General features: G+C 41.2%; 31 protein-coding genes and 1 pseudogene. 30 read left to right on the forward strand and 2 right to left on the reverse strand.

The window, feature by feature from the left end; translation table 11 throughout:
* The first annotated feature begins 71 nt into the window (after positions 1-71).
* The 5 genes from AC3CKG_RS07515 to AC3CKG_RS07535 all read left to right on the forward strand — a co-directional run bounded on the left by AC3CKG_RS07515 (position 72) and on the right by AC3CKG_RS07535 (position 3,220).
* The gene (locus tag AC3CKG_RS07515; protein ID WP_488529241.1) at positions 72-1,016 is read left to right on the forward strand and encodes a D-2-hydroxyacid dehydrogenase family protein; all 945 of its coding nucleotides are present in this window, start codon (positions 72-74) and stop codon (positions 1,014-1,016) included.
* Between the two features lie 39 nt (positions 1,017-1,055).
* Complete coding sequence (locus AC3CKG_RS07520; RefSeq protein ID WP_488529138.1) at positions 1,056-1,556, forward strand: GNAT family N-acetyltransferase; 501 nt, start codon at positions 1,056-1,058, stop codon at positions 1,554-1,556.
* Positions 1,557-1,598: 42 nt separating this feature from the next.
* Positions 1,599-2,099, forward strand: coding sequence for an HAD family hydrolase (locus AC3CKG_RS07525; protein ID WP_488529139.1), 501 nt, complete (start codon positions 1,599-1,601; stop codon positions 2,097-2,099).
* Positions 2,100-2,241: 142 nt separating this feature from the next.
* Positions 2,242-2,622, forward strand: a complete 381-nt coding sequence (locus AC3CKG_RS07530) for a SpoIIAA family protein (protein WP_488529140.1) — start codon at positions 2,242-2,244, stop codon at positions 2,620-2,622.
* 184 nt (positions 2,623-2,806) lie between these two features.
* Positions 2,807-3,220: an NUDIX hydrolase gene (locus AC3CKG_RS07535; RefSeq protein WP_488529141.1), complete on the forward strand. Its 414-nt coding sequence runs from the start codon at positions 2,807-2,809 to the stop codon at positions 3,218-3,220.
* Positions 3,221-3,272: 52 nt separating this feature from the next.
* Here the strand turns inward: AC3CKG_RS07535 and AC3CKG_RS07540 are convergent, their stop codons facing one another.
* Positions 3,273-3,674: a YkgJ family cysteine cluster protein gene (locus tag AC3CKG_RS07540; protein ID WP_488529142.1), complete on the reverse strand. Its 402-nt coding sequence runs from the start codon at positions 3,672-3,674 to the stop codon at positions 3,273-3,275.
* A 198-nt stretch (positions 3,675-3,872) separates the two neighbouring features.
* On the opposite strand from AC3CKG_RS07540, the gene AC3CKG_RS07545 reads away from it, so the two are divergent.
* The 18 genes and pseudogenes from AC3CKG_RS07545 (at position 3,873) to AC3CKG_RS07630 (ending at position 14,231) form a co-directional block, all read left to right on the forward strand.
* The gene (locus AC3CKG_RS07545; RefSeq protein ID WP_012604036.1) at positions 3,873-4,034 is read left to right on the forward strand and encodes a hypothetical protein; all 162 of its coding nucleotides are present in this window, start codon (positions 3,873-3,875) and stop codon (positions 4,032-4,034) included.
* Positions 4,034-4,723, forward strand: coding sequence for a pseudouridine synthase (locus AC3CKG_RS07550; protein WP_372095509.1), 690 nt, complete (start codon positions 4,034-4,036; stop codon positions 4,721-4,723). Before AC3CKG_RS07545 ends, AC3CKG_RS07550 begins: the two co-directional genes overlap by 1 nt.
* 68 nt (positions 4,724-4,791) lie before the next feature.
* Complete coding sequence (locus tag AC3CKG_RS07555; protein WP_280620269.1) at positions 4,792-5,166, forward strand: VOC family protein; 375 nt, start codon at positions 4,792-4,794, stop codon at positions 5,164-5,166.
* Positions 5,167-5,262: 96 nt separating this feature from the next.
* On the forward strand, positions 5,263-5,871 hold the full coding sequence (locus AC3CKG_RS07560) for a sugar O-acetyltransferase (RefSeq protein WP_488529143.1): 609 nt from the start codon (positions 5,263-5,265) through the stop codon (positions 5,869-5,871).
* A 220-nt stretch (positions 5,872-6,091) separates the two neighbouring features.
* Positions 6,092-6,556, forward strand: a complete 465-nt coding sequence (locus AC3CKG_RS07565) for a cupin domain-containing protein (RefSeq protein ID WP_488529144.1) — start codon at positions 6,092-6,094, stop codon at positions 6,554-6,556.
* Positions 6,557-6,713: 157 nt separating this feature from the next.
* A pseudogene (locus tag AC3CKG_RS07570) lies at positions 6,714-6,804 on the forward strand.
* Positions 6,805-6,821: 17 nt separating this feature from the next.
* Complete coding sequence (locus AC3CKG_RS07575; RefSeq protein ID WP_488529145.1) at positions 6,822-7,631, forward strand: hypothetical protein; 810 nt, start codon at positions 6,822-6,824, stop codon at positions 7,629-7,631.
* Between the two features lie 112 nt (positions 7,632-7,743).
* Positions 7,744-8,247: a hypothetical protein gene (locus tag AC3CKG_RS07580; protein WP_488529146.1), complete on the forward strand. Its 504-nt coding sequence runs from the start codon at positions 7,744-7,746 to the stop codon at positions 8,245-8,247.
* Positions 8,248-8,274: 27 nt separating this feature from the next.
* Positions 8,275-8,853: an O-methyltransferase gene (locus AC3CKG_RS07585; RefSeq protein ID WP_488529147.1), complete on the forward strand. Its 579-nt coding sequence runs from the start codon at positions 8,275-8,277 to the stop codon at positions 8,851-8,853.
* 136 nt (positions 8,854-8,989) lie between these two features.
* Positions 8,990-9,355, forward strand: a complete 366-nt coding sequence (locus tag AC3CKG_RS07590) for a VOC family protein (RefSeq protein ID WP_076671880.1) — start codon at positions 8,990-8,992, stop codon at positions 9,353-9,355.
* A 124-nt stretch (positions 9,356-9,479) separates the two neighbouring features.
* Entirely contained in the window at positions 9,480-9,887 is a 408-nt protein-coding gene (locus AC3CKG_RS07595; protein ID WP_102291266.1) for a GFA family protein, read from the forward strand.
* Positions 9,888-10,010: 123 nt separating this feature from the next.
* Positions 10,011-10,703 (forward strand): 2'-5' RNA ligase family protein, encoded by a 693-nt coding sequence (locus AC3CKG_RS07600; protein WP_065103506.1) that lies wholly within the window; start codon positions 10,011-10,013, stop codon positions 10,701-10,703.
* Positions 10,704-10,752: 49 nt separating this feature from the next.
* Positions 10,753-11,229 carry a GNAT family N-acetyltransferase gene (locus AC3CKG_RS07605; RefSeq protein ID WP_102339711.1) on the forward strand — a complete coding sequence of 159 codons (477 nt, stop codon included), beginning with the start codon at positions 10,753-10,755 and terminating at the stop codon, positions 11,227-11,229.
* Between the two features lie 113 nt (positions 11,230-11,342).
* Positions 11,343-11,819, forward strand: coding sequence for a hypothetical protein (locus AC3CKG_RS07610; RefSeq protein ID WP_488529148.1), 477 nt, complete (start codon positions 11,343-11,345; stop codon positions 11,817-11,819).
* Positions 11,820-12,039: 220 nt separating this feature from the next.
* On the forward strand, positions 12,040-12,444 hold the full coding sequence (locus tag AC3CKG_RS07615; RefSeq protein WP_488529149.1) for a DUF1801 domain-containing protein: 405 nt from the start codon (positions 12,040-12,042) through the stop codon (positions 12,442-12,444).
* An 11-nt stretch (positions 12,445-12,455) separates the two neighbouring features.
* Entirely contained in the window at positions 12,456-12,929 is a 474-nt protein-coding gene (locus AC3CKG_RS07620) for a GNAT family N-acetyltransferase (RefSeq protein WP_488529150.1), read from the forward strand.
* Positions 12,930-12,943: 14 nt separating this feature from the next.
* A complete protein-coding gene (locus AC3CKG_RS07625) occupies positions 12,944-13,558 on the forward strand; it encodes a nucleotidyltransferase family protein (RefSeq protein ID WP_488529151.1) in 615 nt (204 codons plus the stop codon).
* 10 nt (positions 13,559-13,568) lie between these two features.
* Positions 13,569-14,231, forward strand: coding sequence for a DNA alkylation repair protein (locus tag AC3CKG_RS07630; RefSeq protein WP_488529152.1), 663 nt, complete (start codon positions 13,569-13,571; stop codon positions 14,229-14,231).
* Between the two features lie 159 nt (positions 14,232-14,390).
* Here the strand turns inward: AC3CKG_RS07630 and AC3CKG_RS07635 are convergent, their stop codons facing one another.
* On the reverse strand, positions 14,391-14,546 hold the full coding sequence (locus AC3CKG_RS07635) for a CCGSCS motif protein (protein WP_099167247.1): 156 nt from the start codon (positions 14,544-14,546) through the stop codon (positions 14,391-14,393).
* A 314-nt stretch (positions 14,547-14,860) separates the two neighbouring features.
* On the opposite strand from AC3CKG_RS07635, the gene AC3CKG_RS07640 reads away from it, so the two are divergent.
* The 7 genes from AC3CKG_RS07640 (at position 14,861) to AC3CKG_RS07670 (ending at position 18,547) form a co-directional block, all read left to right on the forward strand.
* Complete coding sequence (locus tag AC3CKG_RS07640; RefSeq protein ID WP_488529153.1) at positions 14,861-15,382, forward strand: P-loop NTPase family protein; 522 nt, start codon at positions 14,861-14,863, stop codon at positions 15,380-15,382.
* A gap of 229 nt (positions 15,383-15,611) precedes the next feature.
* On the forward strand, positions 15,612-15,902 hold the full coding sequence (locus AC3CKG_RS07645) for a hypothetical protein (protein ID WP_076672185.1): 291 nt from the start codon (positions 15,612-15,614) through the stop codon (positions 15,900-15,902).
* A 152-nt stretch (positions 15,903-16,054) separates the two neighbouring features.
* Positions 16,055-16,450: a VOC family protein gene (locus tag AC3CKG_RS07650; RefSeq protein ID WP_488529154.1), complete on the forward strand. Its 396-nt coding sequence runs from the start codon at positions 16,055-16,057 to the stop codon at positions 16,448-16,450.
* Positions 16,451-16,741: 291 nt separating this feature from the next.
* Complete coding sequence (locus tag AC3CKG_RS07655) at positions 16,742-17,029, forward strand: hypothetical protein (RefSeq protein ID WP_076671898.1); 288 nt, start codon at positions 16,742-16,744, stop codon at positions 17,027-17,029.
* A 150-nt stretch (positions 17,030-17,179) separates the two neighbouring features.
* Entirely contained in the window at positions 17,180-17,581 is a 402-nt protein-coding gene (locus tag AC3CKG_RS07660) for an OsmC family protein (RefSeq protein WP_065112527.1), read from the forward strand.
* 48 nt (positions 17,582-17,629) lie between these two features.
* The gene (locus tag AC3CKG_RS07665; RefSeq protein WP_065112528.1) at positions 17,630-17,983 is read left to right on the forward strand and encodes a tRNA-binding protein; all 354 of its coding nucleotides are present in this window, start codon (positions 17,630-17,632) and stop codon (positions 17,981-17,983) included.
* A 108-nt stretch (positions 17,984-18,091) separates the two neighbouring features.
* Entirely contained in the window at positions 18,092-18,547 is a 456-nt protein-coding gene (locus AC3CKG_RS07670) for a GNAT family N-acetyltransferase (protein WP_488529155.1), read from the forward strand.
* Positions 18,548-18,646: the final 99 nt, after the last annotated feature.

The raw sequence follows: 18,646 nt of genomic DNA on the forward strand, positions 1-18,646 counted from the left end.
ATTAGTTGAATCTTAACTCGTGGCACTTAAAAGTGCGTAAAGCGGTTAAGCAATACAACAAGGGGTGTGTAGTGAAAATAGCGATATTAGATGATTATCAGAACGTAGTAGAAAGCCTTGAGTGTTATAGCAAGTTAGAACAGCATGATGTTACGGTATTCACAGAAACCTATCCTGAAGATGAACTAGCGTTAAAACTGCGTGAGTTTGATGCTTTGGTGCTTATTCGCGAACGAACGGACATTACAGAGTCACTGCTTTCAAGGCTTCCAAACTTAAAACTGATTAGCCAAACGGGCAAAGTCAGTAATCATATTAACGTTCAAATGTGTGAGCATTTTGGCGTGAAAGTATTAGAAGGGCGCGGTTCACCTGTCGCACCGTCTGAACTGTGTTGGGCGCTTATCATGGCGGCGTCTCGACACATTCCAACTTACGCTTCAAACCTCAAGCAAAACCAATGGCAAGATTCAGGCTCATTAGGGTTAGGTCGTACTTTGAAAGGGCTAAAGCTGGGCATTTGGGGTTACGGAAAAATCGGTAAATGCATTGCACAATATGCCAAAGCATTTGGGATGTCTGTAGTGGTGTGGGGCAGCCAGCAATCAAGAGTTCAAGCGCAGGCTGACGGATTTGAAGCATCAGCAACCAAAGAAGACTTCTTTCGAGATGTTGATGTGCTTTCTTTGCACTTACGTTTGAACGATGCGACGAAAGGGTGTGTTACTGCAAGCGACCTTCAGCTAATGAAATCAGACTCGCTGTTTGTGAACATCAGCCGTTCAGAATTAGTTGAACCACAAGCTCTATACCGTGAATTATGTGAAGTTCCGACTAAGCGCGCCGCCGTTGATGTGTTCGATTGTGAGCCAGCAACAACAGACGCTGAACCTCTATTATCCTTACCTAACGTCACGGCAACTCCACATTTGGGCTATGTTGAACAAAATAGCTACGAACTTTACTTCGATATCGCTTTCGACAACATTCTGTCCTATCAAAGAGATGGCATGTAGCGATAGAATCTGCCCTAAGCAATAAAAAGGTAGAGAAGTATGAGCTTAACAATCAGAGAAGTAACAGTAGCAGATGCACAAGGCATTATTGATGTCTTGAATCCAATCATTATCGAAGCGCTTTATACGATCTTGGATCAGACTTTTACTGTTGATGAAGAAAAGGCATTCATTGAGTCGTTCCCTGAGCGTGGTGTGTTTAGCGTTGCAGTTAACGAAGCTACGAGTCAGTTACTTGGCTTCCAGAATGTCGAACCATTTGCTACTTATACTAAAGCCTTTGACCATGTTGGTATCATTGGAACCTATGTTGATGCCAATAGCCGTGGCCAGGGTGTCGCCAAGCAGTTGTTTGATTACACTTTCAAATCAGCGAAAGCCAAAGGTTATGAAAAGCTCTTCGCCTATGTAAGAGCAGACAACGAGCGCGCATTATCGGTTTATCTAAAGCAAGGTTTTGAAATCGTCGGAACGGCTAAGAAACACGGTAAGATTGGTGACCAGTACTTTGACGAAGTTCTTATTGAGAAGTTCTTATAGGTTCGCCTAAACGCTAGAAATTCATCGTATGCAGGAGGCAAGATGACAAAGCTAATCGAATTAACAGAAATAGTCTTATTTGACTGGGGCAATACGCTCATGGTCGATTTCCCAGAAGCACAAGGGAAAATGTGCGACTGGGAAGTTGTCGAAGAAGTTGCAGGGGCGCGTGAAGTGCTGGCTGCGCTTTCGAAACAGCATAAACTCTATGTCGCAACCAATGCCGCTGACTCGACAGAACAAGATATCATTCAAGCATTTGAACGAGCTGGTCTGTCTCAGTATCTCTCCGGTTACTTCTGCAAGGCGAGTCTTGGCGTATCCAAATACGATTCTGATTTTTATCCTGCAATCATTACACAGTTAGGTGTTCAAGCTCAGGATGTGACGATGATTGGAGACACTCTCGAAAAAGACATCTATCCTGCGTTAGCGAGTGGTTTACACGCTGTGTGGCTAAATACTCGTGACGATGCTTTGGACGATGCCGTTGATGGCGCCATTGTCCAAATTCAAAGACTAATTCAGTTAGTTGAGACTTGAGACTTGAGAGTTAAGAGTTAAGAGCAGAGGGTGATCATTCGAAGCTCTGAAGAGAGTATTGTAAAAGGCGTTAAACAACCCACATTTATTCGTTTTTTAATCCTCTAAGGTAGACATAGGTTTCCATTAAGAGGACTAGGTTATGAGTATCGAACGTCATGGAATATCAGTTGGCATTGAACGTGTTAGCGGTGAAACCATCGTTGTGTTTAAAGCGAAAGGCAAACTCACACACGATGACTATCAAGCGATGATGCCAATTCTGAATACCACACTAGAAGAACTCGACTCATCTGAACTTAAGATGCTCGTCGACATTTCAACCTTAACAGGATGGGAGTTGCGTGCAGCTTGGGATGATTTCAAACTTGGGCTAGAACTGAACTCGAAGATAGACAAAATTGCGATCTACGGTGATAAAAGCTGGCAAGAAATGGCATCAAAAGTCGGGGGTTGGTTTGTGTCGGGTGAGATTAAGTCTTTTGAAGATCATGACTCCGCTATCGAGTGGCTAGTTGACTAATTCAACCACAGTTCAGTTCTTATGACAGCTGGCGAGTGTTCTACTTGAAGGCTGTCGTTTATCGAATTCCAAAGCCATTTCCTAAGCAATTCAATAGAATATGTTCACTGCTGGATGTAATATACGCCTAGCGCGATACGTTGTGCTAACCAAAATAATAAACACAATAACAAGGTCTAAGAACATGAATAAGGTAATTGATAAGCTCGCTTGGATATTCATTGAAGATGGCAAGTTGCTGATGGTGAGATCAAAAGGCAAAGAGCTGTTCTACTTGCCGGGCGGAAAGCGCGAAGCAGGGGAAAGTGACGAGCAAGCATTGGTTCGTGAAATTAAAGAAGAAATATCAGTAGACCTAGTACCTGATTCCATCAAATACGTTGAGACGTTCACTGGCCAAGCTGATGGCAAAGCAGAAGGCGTGTCAGTGCAATTGACGTGTTACCTTGCAGATTATACTGGTGAACTTACTCCAGACGCTGAAATTGAAGAGCTTAAGTTTGTTGATGGCAACGACAGAGCAGTATGTTCACTGGCTGCTCTTGTTGCGCTTGATTGGTTAGAAGCAAACCAGTATTTACCACTTATCAGTAAATAATGGTTCGTTAATACAAAACGACTGTTTAGTCAGGATCTTTATAGATCAGTGCTTATGAAAAGCTTGAAGGGCGACTGTCTTTCATCAGAATATCGAGTTTTCTTTGAGCTTTTTTCGTATCTTGTAGATCCACCACCTCAATCATCTCGCATTCATCTCTTACCATCTCATTGATTAAGCTCGGATAGTGGCGGCAATCTTCTGGTCGGTCTAAGTAAATGCTGCACGTATATTTCGCTTGGGCATTCTTATCTTTCGTTGGAACAATTTCTAGGAAAGGGCAACGACTTAAGCGTTCGCCAGATTTAGGATCAAACCAGATCTCACTACCGCGAACATATTCAAATATGTCTGGGTTGAACAGCTCCCACAAATCAATCTCTTCTTGAGTCGCGGCAAGGTCACCATCTCCATATTTGATACAGCATTTTCCGCATTGATTACAATTTTTCATTAGTGACTTCATTGGTTGGTGAGCTTTTGTCATTTTACCACTGATAGCCGTGGCACGTTGATTTTGTTGTCCATCACTCGGAAACTCAAAGGAGCCACCTCATTTGATATTCATTTATCTAAGTCACAACACTGCAAACGGGGCTGTAAACAGTGATACAATTTGCGCCTAGCAAGCTATTAAAACAAAGGCATAAAAATGAGAACTGTATACACCACTGAAGGCGACATTAACGCAAAGAAACAGAAAGACGCTTACCCAAAGTTGGCGCTATGTGATAACTGCGTTCGAGACTATGTGGTGATTGCTCAAGGTGAACGCACCTATAAGCCTTGTGCGAAATGCGGCGCAGACGATTAATGCGCCTTGATAAATACCTTTGTAAAAGCACAGAACTAACAAAACTCGAAGCCGTTCAGCGAATCCAAAACGGTGAGGTGAGTGTGAACAGTGTGGTTGTACTAGACGAGTCTACTCAGGTTCATGAAAGTAACGCTATCTTGCTCAATGGTGATGCATTAACGCTACGAGAGTTTAGATACATCTTAATGCACAAGCCAGCGGGCACCATCTGTTCTAATATCGACGAAGTGTACCCATCACTTTTCAACTACCTAGAGTTAGAGAAAGCGTCTGAACTGCACATCGCAGGGCGGTTAGATGCCGACACAACCGGTTTAGTGTTGATCACCGATGATGGCCGTTGGTCTTTCAATATCACTTTGCCGACCAAGTCGTGTAAAAAGGTCTACCGCGTGACATTGTCACGAGATATCAAAGATGATGTCGCTGATAAATTCAAGGCGGGGGTTCAGTTGCAAGGCGAGAAAACCCCAACGCGTCCAGCTGAGCTAGAAGTGGTAAGCCCGAAAGAAGTGTTACTGACCATCACAGAGGGTAAGTTTCATCAGGTTAAACGAATGTTTGCCGCAGTAGGTAACCGAGTTGTAGGGCTTCACCGAGAGCAAATCGGCGAAGTAAGTTTAGATGTCGAAGAAGGCCAGTGGCGATACCTCACCAAAGATGAAGTTAGCTCTTTTAGCCAGTAACCTAAAACAAATTAAAGCATAAAGCCTAGCGATAAATCTGGGCTTTAAAACAGAAGGAATTGTTTATCATGGAAAACCTCAAAGTCACTGAAATAAAGTCGTTTGTGCCAGCGAAAGACTTCGACTTATCAAAGCGTTTTTATCAAACTCTCGGCTTTGAAATCATGTCTGAATTCCATGATATCGCCTATTTTCGTCACGGCGATTATGCATTCCTTTTACAAGATTTTTACGAACCTGCGCACTGTCACAATTACATGATGCACTTGCTGGTAGAAGACGTAAAAAGTTGGTATCAGCACGTGCAAAACTCTAATGTAATGACGGAATTTGAAGTAACCGTTACTGAGGTTGTAGAGCAGCCTTGGGGAATGCTTGAGTTTTGTATCACTGACCCAAGTGGTGTGCTATGGCGTGTTGCCGAGAACATCAGGCAACGTTAGCCCGTAAACTTGTTTTAAGGCCAGTGAAACGCTTCAAATTATCCATATGTCGCTTTATTTATACCGCTCTTCGGTAATTATCAAATAGGTTAAAACATGGATATAAAGGCAAAAATGCACAACCAAGACGTTTATTACTGTGATGACGTCGATCTGGTCGCCGAGCAAACACAATGCTTAGAAGTGCTTTACGACTTCAACCACACGCGCCCGAGTGAAGGTGAGAAGCGCCAACAAATCATGAAGCAACTGTTCGCAGAAGTCGGCGAGGGTTGTTACATCGAGCCATCATTGCGCGCCAACTGGGGCCGTCACACGCACCTAGGCAATAACGTATATGTGAACTTCAACCTAACTCTGGTCGACGACACAGACGTATTCATCGGCGATAACGTGATGATTGCGCCTAACGTAACTATCGCGACAGGCACACATCCCATTAGCCCTGAACTTAGGCTCAAAGCCGCGCAGTTCAATGTTCCCGTTCGCATCTGTAAGAACGTATGGCTTGGTGCACACACCGTTGTGCTACCGGGCGTCACCATTGGCGAAAATTCGGTTATTGGAGCGGGCAGCATAGTCACCAAAGACATCCCTGCCAATGTCGTTGCCGTGGGAAACCCTTGTAAAGTAGTACGTGAAATTAATGAACGTGACCGAGAGTATTACCACAAAGATCGCCGCATTCCAGACGAGCTTAAGTAACACGTATTAGTCATATTTTTATCGAGATTGTGTTTGGTCATGCTATACAGAAAGATTCTGCTTTTTTACTAGTACCGACGCTAGCTGTGATATAAGCCGTTGTTATATAATGGCTAGATTGCATATGAAATGTGAACGGTAGAAACTAGACAGAGTTAATCTGCATTTAAATACAGAATTTTTCTGTCTAATTTAGCTGTTATATGACAAGGAATATACATTGAGTATCTCGAAACAAGCAGAAAAAATTAAAGGGGATACTTTTAACCCTTTCCCCGAACCTTTTCGTTCAAAGTTAGGGCAGTCAGAATGTAAAAGTCTTGGTGATGAATTTGGATTGACTCAATTTGGTGTCAATTTGGAATTGCTTCAACCTAATGCTCGTTCATCTTTACGTCATTGGCATACGGCGTCAGATGAGTTTTTGTATGTTGTAGATGGTGAAGTTACTTTAGTTACAAATTCAGGTGAACAAATCATTGGGGCTGGTATGTGCATTGGATTTCCTGCTGGAATAGATGATGGACATTGCCTTATTAATCATACTGACAAAATCGCAAAATTTATCGCAATCGGGTCACGGAATGAAAGTGACAAAGCAGTATACAATGATGATGACTTTCAGTGGGTGGTTACTGAAAGTGGTGAGTGGGTAGCCTCTAATAAAGACGGAAAACCATATTGAGAAATGTCATATAACAAACGCTTTAAATCTGATTCGCGAACGCGTGCCGAACTCGCTTCGCTCAAACATGGCACACGTTCACTCACAGTTTAAGCGGGCGTTAAATTCTTGGCGTTAATATTTGACTATGTTTCCTGTATCATATACTTTTCATCTCGGTGCTGCGGTCTAGTTGGTTTGGACGTCTGCTTATTATCTTTCGGTTTTATCGCAGAAGGTCTTGGATTCGAGTCCCAACGGCACCACCAATTCTTCGGAGGCTTTCGTGGAAAGCGAAGGACTAAAACAATTCTTAAAGTCTGTCGGTGATTCAGTATTCTTACTCAATACTATTTGTGTTGGGCTAGACGGAGTTGCGGATGGTACTGTCACAAAATCAAATGACCTAACGATAACTTGGGAACCAAGAGATCCCAAAGCGACTGCGCTTCAAGCTAGGGCTCATGCTATAAAGTCCGCACTAGTATTCGTGGAAGAGGCATTGCTAGATTACATCAAATTTATTAGTGAATGTGAAAACCAAGCTCCTGTAGTAAAGAAAATTGGTGGTATTGAAGGGGCTGCTGAAAAAGTAGCGCAACTATCTAAATCGAGCGCACTCTCTGGTATGCCTGCTTATTGGGAGCCTTTAGTTGTGCTTCTTGTTCGCTGGAGGAATAGGGTTGTTCACGGTAGTACATCGAGGTTCTCGCAGCATTACAGAAATATCCTAATTGAGCACGAGGACGGTATTAAAGCCAATCATGCTGCCATTTCTATTTCTGACACTCTAAAGCACTTTGATGAAGGTTCTATTACTTTAAAGGACTTTTCAACAATGATAGCTGTGACAATTAGGTTTGTACGGTGGGTTGACCAACATTTGACACCAACGATTACAGATTTGGAGTCCTTTGCAAATTTAATCAAAGATAAGCACTTAGAAGTTGTGTATAAAAATGTAATCGGTGTAAATGGTGAAAAACGCCAGAAGCGTAAGTTTGATTACTTCATTAGCCAGAACTTTAAAAGTATCTCTGAATCTGAAAGAAATGATTTATTTAAAGCGCGGTATCTAGTAAAAGATCGAATTTAACAAAGCATTTAAGAGTGATTCGCAACGCTTGGCAGTTTCGCTTCGCTCAAGTATAGCCAAGCGTCGCTCACATCTTAATGCGGCGCTAAATAGATTCAAAAGGAAACTATAAATGGAACTAGTAGGAAAGTTATTGGGTTATGAGTTTTTTGTACCTTTTTTAATAACATGCACGATTTATGGCGTACTCTTTGCCTTAGTCTATTTTATTTATAAAACAGTACGTTCATTTATTGTTAAGTTATATATATCACATAACTTGAAGCCTGAAACCAATTATAAAATTCAAAAAATTATTGCTATAACAAAAAGCATCAATGCTCCTGGCGAATTACCGGATAACTACCAATCTTTATGGAATTCAATATACAAGAATAAAAACAACTATGAGAGTATGAAGAGTTCTATTGGTTTTTTTGAATTAGCAATGTGTAACTATAAAAAGTCAGATACAGATTCAGTTGACTTACTAGAAATCATCGATTTACTTGATAACTTTAAAGAGCAGGCACTTCGTCAGAGTAAGTATTTTTATGAGACTCGTGAAGCTATAAATATTTCGCTTTCATATGTGTTGGTTTCAAAGCACTTTCTAGTGTCAAGTGAATCGCTATAACGCGGCGTTAGGCTAAAAGGAAAGTAAATGAACGATACAGTGGAAGTTTATCCAAAACAATATGAAGCAATATTGAAAGCCACAAATGAAATTGGTTTTCCACAATTATCAGAACTTCCGATAGGTTCATTTCTAGCTGCTTTAGCTGCGAGTAAGCAATCAGGGTACTTGTTAGAATTAGGTACTGGCACTGGTCTTTGCACATCATGGATATTGCATGGAATGTCTGAAGACTCGAAATTAACAACGGTAGATAATTCGGCAGAAAATATTGATATAGCTCGTAGTTATCTAGAAGAAGATCCACGAATTGATATTGTTTTATCCAATGGTGAGGATGTTATCGATCGAACCCTTCCATTGTCGATTGACTTGATATTTGCTGATACTTGGCCGGGTAAATACCACTATCTAGATGAAACGCTAGCTTGCCTCAAAATTGGTGGTTTTTACATCATAGATGATATGAAAACTCGTGAGGATTGGTCAGAAGAGCACAATGAAAAGGTTCGAACGTTGATAGCTCACTTATCACAGCGAGATGATCTTGTTGTAGCAAAGCTTTGTTGGTCAACAGGCATAATTATGTGCGTGAAAGTAGCCTAACAAATTCTTCAAGGGTGATTTGGCACGCGTGGCATTTTTGTTATGCCTTACTCTTGGTGTTTAAGGTGGTGTGCGGAGACTTTGGTATTGCGTTGCCTTACACTTTAATTGGGTATTATGTGGTTGGAGAAAAATCATGAATCCATCAGCGGTTCTTGTTCATGTCCCTGATGTACCGAAAGGGCTTGAATGGTACAAGAAAGCTTTTCCTGAAGCCGTTCCGGTTTACTACCCTGACTTTGACTTCACTGTACTTGATGTCAACGGGTTCTCTCTCGAAGTCGTTCAATCTGATGACAAGGTTTCTGAGGGTAAAAAGGGAACTGTAATATATTGGTCTGTTATTGATCTATCTGTTGCATTAGCTCGTTTCGAATCACTTGGGGCATCTTTATATCGTGGTCCTATGGAGATCGAAAATGGATTATCTATGTGCCAAGTTGAAGACCCCTTTGGAAATTTAATCGGTTTACGCGGGGCAGCCACTAAACAGAGCATTTAAGATAGATTGCCAATACTTGACACTTCAATTCAAGGTTGGGTTTTGTGTTTATGATGCAATGAGTTAGGTGGTAGCGTCGCTCAGCACTTAACGCGACTTAAGTGGAATTAGCTAAGGAATTTAGATGTACAAAGGAAGTTGTTTATGTGGCTCAATTCAGTTCGAATTGGATGGAGGCGTCACTGATATCATTCACTGTCATTGCTCTTTGTGTCGTAAGGCAAGCGGAAGTGCCTATGCCACCAATGGTTTCATTAATGCTGAAGATATCAAGTTAACAGACAAAAATAATACACTTACCTTTTACGAAAGCAGTGAAGGCAAAAGGAAGTACTTTTGTAAAACTTGTGGAAGTCCAATCTATAGTTCAAATTCACAATCCCCGAAAAGGTTACGCCTTCGTTTAGGTATATTGGATACAGAAATATCGGAACGTCCTATTTCTCATAACTTCGTTACATCAAAGGCTAACTGGGATGACTTAGATGTTGAGTTACCTCGTAATGAAAAGCACGAAGTCGGGCGAAAGTAGGCGCCGTTAAATCCGTTTAACAAGGTGTTGAAATTGACGCTCAACACTTGGCATTTTCACTTCGTAAAAGTATATGACATAGTTTCAAGTGGTTAGTTTAGCGTTATACGCTTAGAGGAAATGATGATTCAGAGTATTTATGATGACATGTGGCAAAGGTTTGAATTGGCATTAAAGCGCAATGAATATGAACTCGATCCATACCTGTCAGACCTTGAAAATGACACTCGAAGAGGCATCACAGCCTTGGCGTATTTAAACCAAGGGAATCGCTCTACCGTCAATGAAATCATTCGTTTTCAGAAAGAGGTACGAGAACTCGAACCAGAGCAATACTATCACCCATCAAATGAGCTGCACCTAACCGTTTTGTCAGTGATTTCATGCCTACCAGAGTTTGCCGTAACCGAAATTGATGTTAATTCTTATATCGATGTTTTTCGTTCGGTTCTGAAGAACACAGGTAAAATAGAAATTAGGTATCAAGGTGTTAGTGCTTCACCTAACTGCATTGTAATTCAAGGCTTTCCAACATCTGATACTTTAGAGCGACTTAGAAATGAGCTTAGAACGCAGCTCACTGAAGCAGGGGTAAGAGTAACTTTCGATAGCCGTTATAAGCTAGTTACAGCGCATAGCTCAATTATTCGGTTCAAAGCCCCACTCAATGATGCTCAGCAACTTTTAGCCTTATGTCAGCGGTATAGGAATCACGATTTTGGTCGTGTTGTGCTTGAAGATTTCGAGTTGGTTTTCAATAACTGGTATCAGAATTTAGACGTCACCAAGTCTTTGGCAAAGTATAGGGTGCAATAGTTAGCGCGCGTTATGTTGCGGACTAATTCTACATAGATAAAGGATAAAAATGGTAGTACTCAGAGAAATGCGCCAAGAGGAATATCCGGCTTATTGTCAGTATTTCATTGACGATTACAGTCAGGAAATAGCTAAAAATTATGGACATTCTTTAGATGTCTCAATCGAATTAGCCAAGAAGGATTTGCATCGTTGCTTTCCTAACGGGCTAGAGGGAAATGAGCATTCGTTATTATGTATTGATGCACAAATCAATGGTGAGCTTAAGCTAGTGGGTTATCTTTGGCACTCAATAAACATCAGTGATAAATCTACTTTTATTTATGACTTTTTTGTTTCAAGCGAATATCGAGGTTTTGGTTTCGGCACTCAATCTATTTCAGCGTTGGAAGCTCAACTACAAACGATTGGTATCAGTCAAATAAAGCTTCGGGTTGCCTACCATAATGAACGAGCGCTTAAACTATACAAAGACGTTGGTTTCGAGATTACTGGTTTCAATATGTCTAAGAAAATCAGTGGGTAGCTTCACATGACATGCGATCAGAGCGATGACTAACGTGTTGTATTCTCGCTGTAGTAGAGTGCAGTGTGCGTTAGTTTTAGCTTAACTTGGTATAATGCTTAATTAGGTGGTTTATGAAGGAAGTCGTACTATTCGCATTACTCTATTTGTGTTTTTATGGGATGTCTTTATTGGATAGTGATTTGTCCTCATTTACACATAATGTCAGTGTTATCAATATCGAATCAGCCTATTGCGAAAAAAAATATCGACGCCGTATATGCGAATCTATTTTTACTTTAGATGATATGCCGACCAGATTCAGAGTTGATACAAACCTGTCTTCAGGGTTTGAAGAGGGGGAAATATATTATAATCGAAAAGTTGAAATTCTATTTGATCCAAAAAACGTATTAAGCGATAGAGAGCCTATAGAGGTAAGTAATATTATAAAAAATGGCTATTCTATTTATGGTTCTACGAAGTGGCTTAGTGGTAGATCGTTTGGTGGAATAACTTTGGTTTATCTGTGTATTTGTATTGCACAGTTTGTATTTGCTATCGATAGATATGAAAAAAAGCACAACAAAAAACCTGAGGCTGATTCTTAACGCGTGTCATCTACACTGTGCGTTCGTTTTAGTGTCTATCGCCTATCTGTGAGGGCTGTGCTCTCCACTTAATGCCGCATTTCGTTTAATTCCCGCCACACATTTTAACTGTATGTATATACAGTTAAAATGTGTTGGTGTATTATCTTCTGGAGCTTTAGCTATAGAGCTAACCCATAATCAACTGTTAGACGTTGGTATTTGAGAATAGGAAGTTTCAATGGACAAGGCAGTCAAAAATCATTTCGAAGAGTATCCAGAAAACGCCCGAGTTCGATTGGTAGAGTTACGAGAGCTCATTTTAAAACTTTCATTGGACTTGCAGTTGGGCGAAGTCGTAGAGTCGTTGAAGTGGGGAGAACCCAGCTACAGCGTAAAGACAGGTAGCCCCGTTCGAATCGACTGGAAATTGAAATCACCGAATAACTATTATCTGTATTTTCACTGCCAAACAAAGCTGGTAGACACCTTTCGAGAGTTGCATGGTGATGTATTGCGGTTTCAAGGGAATAGGGCGATCGAGTTACGCTTGTCCGACCCATTGCCAGAGCCTGAAATTAAACAGTGCTTAGAGCTTGCATTAACTTATCACCAGCGAAAGCATTTACCGCTTCTTGGAACATGATTGGTATTAATATGAACGTAAGGAAAGCGTCTAAACAAGACTCGAGTAAGTTGTTCGAACTTATTGAGCAAAAAGCTGAATTTGATCGAAGCATGAAAGGGTTTGAAGGCGAAATATCGACGACTATAGAGAAAATCGAACGCACGTTATTTGGTGACTATCCATTTGCACATGCTTTGCTATTAGAACTCAATGAGGATGTTTTAGGTTTCGCGTTGTTTCATTATCGTTACTCCTCTTTTAGCGGTGAACCGTCTATTTGGCTTGATGACCTTTTGGTTGGTGGGGAACATAGATCAAAGGGGTATGGTGCTGAACTTATGCAGGCTTTGAAAACGGAAGCTGAAAAGTCGTTAGCCTCTCACATTTCGTGGACAGCAAGCCCATACAATACAAAAGCCCATGAGTTCTACAATAACTTAGGTGCAGAAATAGAGCGTATGGATGGCCAGCGTCCGTATTTTCGTTGGGTAACATTCGAATAATAAGGTGTTATGTTATGGATAAAGCGACAGAGCTAGCTGTAAATGAAATGGTTAAAAAGTATGACCCTCATACTGTAATCGTTTATGGCTCAAGAGCGAGAGGGGATGCGACGGCTGAAAGTGATGTCGATCTCGCGTGTTTTATTGATGGTTCGCAAACTTTCGAAGATACGAGCGACTGTGATGGTGTATTCATTGATGCTTGGATATATCCGACGGACGCAATGAACAGCGTTGGTGACTTTATAAAGTTACACCAAGCGTGCTGCACTATAGACAAACGAGGGCTTGGCAAAAACCTAATCACGAAGGTTGAGAAAGAGCATCAAAAGGGCCCTGCGTCTCTAACTGATTTAGATAAAACCAATCTTATCGAACTAAGGCAGAAGATCTTAAAACAGGCATGCAAAGGTGGGCTTGAGGGCAATTTTCGAAAAGGTTGGCTTCAAACTGATCTGTTGCAAACGTATTTCTCATTGCGCAGGCTTTGGTATTTCGGACCAAAACAGAGCTTTTCATGGTTGGAAGTGAATGATGAGGTTGCTTTTAAACTTTTCTCTGAAGTATACGAAGAGCCGCAGAGTATTGAAAAGTTGAAGAAATTGGCAGCGTTCGTCTTAAACGTATGACAAAAAATTTATGAGTGTATTCGACTTAATTGCAAGAGAGCTACGTGGGGTTGGTTATCCTGAGCAAAGTGTTCGCACCAGCCAAATTCGCAGTATATCGGCGAAGGTCTATAGAACCTTAGAGAGTAAAGATATCTCAGATGTACTTAAAGCGAGCGAAGAACTCCTTGAGCATAGGGATTGGGCATTTGGGGTTATCGCCTATGATTGGGCGTTTCGGGTAAAGAAGCAATATACGCTGGAAACGTTCGTTACTTTTGAGCATTGGCTATTTGAATATGTGACTGATTGGAACGACTGTGACGATTTTTGTACCCACGCTTTTGGGGAATTAATCAGGCAACATAATGAGTTGTTTGAGAAGGTGCTAAGTTGGGTTGAACACGATCACTTTGCGGTACAAAGAGCTGCAGCTGTTGTTCTGATATACCCAGTCAATAAGAACGTCTACAAGGATTTGAAACCGACTCAAGTTGCGGATCATTTGTTAGAAAACGAACATCACTTGGTTCAAAAAGGTTATGGCTGGTTATTGAAAGTGTTTTCCAAGAAAGAGCCTGAATTGGTCGTGGAGTATTTGAAAAATAACCATGACAAAATGCCTAGAACTGCTTTTCGCTATGCTTTAGAAAACTTAGACAAAGATACGCAGCAAGCGCTTATGTCTCTTTAGCAACATAACTAGAAAAATCTATATTACCAATGAGAGTTTGGTTCAGTGTTGGTGTTTACGATGGTAAGAGCTTAGGAAGGGTGCTTCGCTTAATGTGTTATAACGTTTTGCAGACAAACAAACCTTAGACGGGTTTCTAAGGTTCGTTCTACATAGGAACTATGAACAAGATCCGCAACAGCCGCTTGGGGTGTCATGCTTAATTTTCTTTTTTGGTTCATTGTTTTCTTGAGTCGTTTCTTCTGTAGTTAGTTTCGTTTCTTCAGTGGTTTCTGTATCTTTGTTTTTGAAGATCTTCTTGATTGAAAATGTCATCTCATTGGTCTCGATTAGTCTGTGATCGTGAAATGATAATACCAGAGTAAATTAGTCAACTATTGATGTAGCACATGTTTGGCGCTGTAATTCCCCTTAATGAATACACGATTCTAATCAATTCAATTGACAACTCACTTTCAATATATGAGAGTGGTTGTATTAAAACTAATCTAAAGCAAGTTCAAAAACGAATTATCATCATTCCATAGGAATGGTGGGTTTTTTGATGCGCTCTAGAATAATCAAACCCACCCGTGAGGTGGTTTTTTTGTATCTATCTTTCGGGGAAACAGGCTCTTAGAGGTATTAATATGAAGAAAATAGCGGTTTTTGGTAAACCGGGCAGCGGGAAATCTACGATAAGTAAAGCGTTGGCAGCGGCCACTGGATTACCACTTCATCAACTAGATTCAATTGCCTACAAGCCAAATGGCGAGTTGGTCGAGCGAGAAATATTCAAAGACGTTCACGACAAAATCATACGCTCAGAAACTTGGATTATCGATGGGCTTGGGCCAATCGGTGCGTTCAATCAGCGTTTAGATGCCGCCGACACGTTGATCTACATCGACCTACCTTATGCGGTTAGCTATTGGTTCGTAACAAAACGTTTTCTTAAAGGGGTATTCGTAAAACCAGAAGGTTGGCCTGAAGGAAGCTCGGTATTGAAGGGAACACTAGCGAGTTACAAAATTCTGAAGTTATGCCCAGCGTTCTGGAATGATGAGCTGATGTGTAACTTACTCGCTAAGTCCGATGAGAAAACAGTACATGTAATCAAAAGTGTTAGTGAACTCGATAACTTTGTCTCTCGCTTAAAATTGAACGACTAAAGCGGGCACGCAAACATTCACCGCATTTGGATGCGTTATGCCTCCTTATGGGAACTTGGACTATTGTTAAGCTAATAAGCTAATAAGCTAATAAGCTAATAAGCTAATAGGTTAACAGGCGAAGAGTGAGGGTTCAGGTATGACAAGGTTTCTATTACTACTATTGTTTACGATTATTTCTACGGGCTGTGGAACAAGTGACAGTGCTTTAATTGAAAGCGGGCATAACATGGCTTATGTGCAAGGTTTTCATGATGGCAGACATAGTGGCATGCAAGAAGCGGGTAATAACTTTGAAACCTTCATAAAAGACCAAAAGCGGTTCGAGTCCGATACTGATTATAAGCAAGGTTGGATCGCCGGCGAGTCTGAGGGGAAAAGATTACAAGACGAAGCAACGTCATTTGGTAAAGGTGTCGCAGGTAGTTATTCCCCGAAATCGGAAGCGACGAATTCTGACGATGTGGCAAAAGAAGCGCTGAAAGGTGTCGATACCTCAGGCCTGAAAAGCTTAGAGTGATGAAGTCAGAATATAGCGAGTGGTCGAGAAGCATAATGCTTAGCGTTTTATACTTGGGTAGCCTCAATAATATTCATTGAGATGACTCCTATAGAGTTTTCAACGGCTTGCTAGTAACCTTTGGTTCTTTTAGTGATACTAATAATACAAACATGAAAGCTCTCCCCAAATACCAAAAAATGACGTTTCACCACGTAGGCATTCCAACCACAAACTATTTACCTGAAGATAGCCATAATGCTGACTTAAAAATGCATGCAACAGGATACTTCGAAACGCCTTATGCCATGGAGTGGATGAACTTCGATGAAGACAGTACATTGCCAGAAGTCATTAAGACGCAGCCACATATCGGGTATGTTGTAGAAAACTTGGAAGATGCCATCAGCGGCAGAAACATCGTTTTAGCGCCAACAAGCCCGGCACCGGGAGTTAAAGTGGCGTTTGTTCTCGAAGGCCGAGACCTTATTGAATTCCTGCAGTTTGATCGACCTGAACACGAAGTTTGGCCACACCCAAACAAGTTCATGTTAGAGCTCTTAGGCTAGCTTAGAGATCATAGCTAAAGTCTTTAACAAGAAATATGAATTAGAAACCCAACGTTTAGGTCAATAGGCCAACGTTGGGTTTCGTGTTTTTGGTGTCATGGTTTAGATTGGGCAATGTCGCCGTATGATCGGTTATTCGGTGTCGTTAGAAAAGCGTTGGCTACAAACCTAAATCGATAACGAGGCATTTCGGATGAAGCTTAATACTTGGTAATTTTAGTGTTAGGTGGTTTAACCAATTTGTTTTGTGGGTACAATCATAAGGTCGTTGTATGCAAGGTTTGGTTTCCAATGAAAAAAATGACAGCTGTTTTAATCACTCTACTTCTTAGTGGATGTTCTCTATTTATTACTGGCGCTTATTTAGGGAAGGATTGGCCAGGAAGGGATGTTGACGCACTCATAGAGCATTGGGGAGAGCCGAATGAGGTTATTGTGAGTGATGGCGGTGAAAAAGAAGTGATCTATAAAATATTCAGTGATACTTGTACATATACATTTTATGCGGATTCAGCGGATGTCATAACTGATTACGACTATGAAAGTACATGGCTGGGTACGTGCAAACCCATAGGTTAGTCTCACTGACCGCTATTCTCAAAAGCGATTGTAGAGTTCTGCCTTGCTGCACAACATCTATTTCAGAGACAATTCAGCCTGCTGAGGTTAATAATTCCCGCAATAGAACAGAAGACATCCAAAAACTCACATGTTCAAAGGTAAGTCACTATGAGTCTCAATGTTAAATGGGGTGGTGAGTGTCAATTTAAAGTGACCACAGAGGGTGGTTTCAATTTTGACATCGACGCCACCAGCAACCAAGCACCGTGTCCAACCGAGGTACTTTTGTCTGCACTCGGCGCATGCAGTGCAACGGATGTGGTTTTGATCCTTCAAGAGAAAGGTTTCGAAATCTCAGGTCTAGAAAATAACGTCACACACACCTTAACGGACGAAGAACCTCGCTTGTATAAATCTGCCAATCTCCATTTTTCAGTACAAAGCCGTGGGATTTCTGAGTCAGATATTCTTACTGCGGCTCAAGAAGCCGTTTCAAAACATTGCCATGTTTGCTTGATGCTGCAACCTAAAATAAAGATTACTTGTTCGGCAGAAGTGATAGCAGCGTAACTTTCATCATAGAGCGTTAAACGCTCATCATAAATTTAGGATATACCTATGAAACCAGCACCAATCAAAGACGAAATTACATTCGACGATTTTGCAAAGCTTGATATCCGAGTTGGCCAAATCACGGAAGTGAGCGAAGTCGCTAAGTCTGACAAATTAATGAAGCTAACAGTAGATTTTGGCGACCACACTCGTTCAATCTTGGCTGGCATTAAACAAGAACGTGAAAACCCGAAAGAGATTGAAGGCAAACAGGCGCTATTTGTGGTGAACCTTCCAGAAAGAAAAATGGCAGGTGAAGTTTCTCAAGGGATGCTTTTTGATATTGGCTACGAAGATAAACTACAACCATGTTTAGCTTGCCCAGAAACAGAAATGCCCAATGGTGCAAGAGCGGGTTAACGAACAGAGCTCTAAAGCGGAATATCCCATACGTACTTCTTTGTAAGACAAAGCACATATTGCTTGAGGTACATTCTATGCATTGGCCAAATGAGGGAATTAACCATCATGTACTTAAGATTAGCTGAACCTGATGAGCTCGATATCGTTTATCTAATGGGATTCGATGTGTGGGGTGATGGCCTTTCTTTAGATGAGTATTTGTCTTGTTGTCGTAGCAACGGTAAATATTCAAAGGGAACATGGTATGTGCTTGTCGAAAAGGAACAAGTTGTCTCTGCTCTCATTGTTTACAGCGGTACGTTTGGTCTTCAAAAGGGGTGTTTCGGTCTTGGCTCTATCGCGACGCATCCCCAACTAAGGCACAAAGGTTATGCTTCTAAGTTAATCGACTTAGTAAAAAGGGAGTTACTCGCGAGTAAGCATTGTAAAGCTTTATACTTGCACAGCGATATCGGCCACCAGTTTTATCATCGACTTGGGTTTGTCAGCATTGAGGGTTCTGATTGTATGTATATCGCGAGTGACTCAGAGTTTAAAGGGGCCATACCTAAGTACTTTTAGCTTCGAGCTTCAGACACTAGCAATCGTTACAAATAGAGTCATGACACTTGGTGCTTTTACACATTGACTCAATATTAATCGAGCATCGCAATAAGAATA

This window comes from Vibrio sp. QJM3NY_15, from assembly GCF_057785995.1.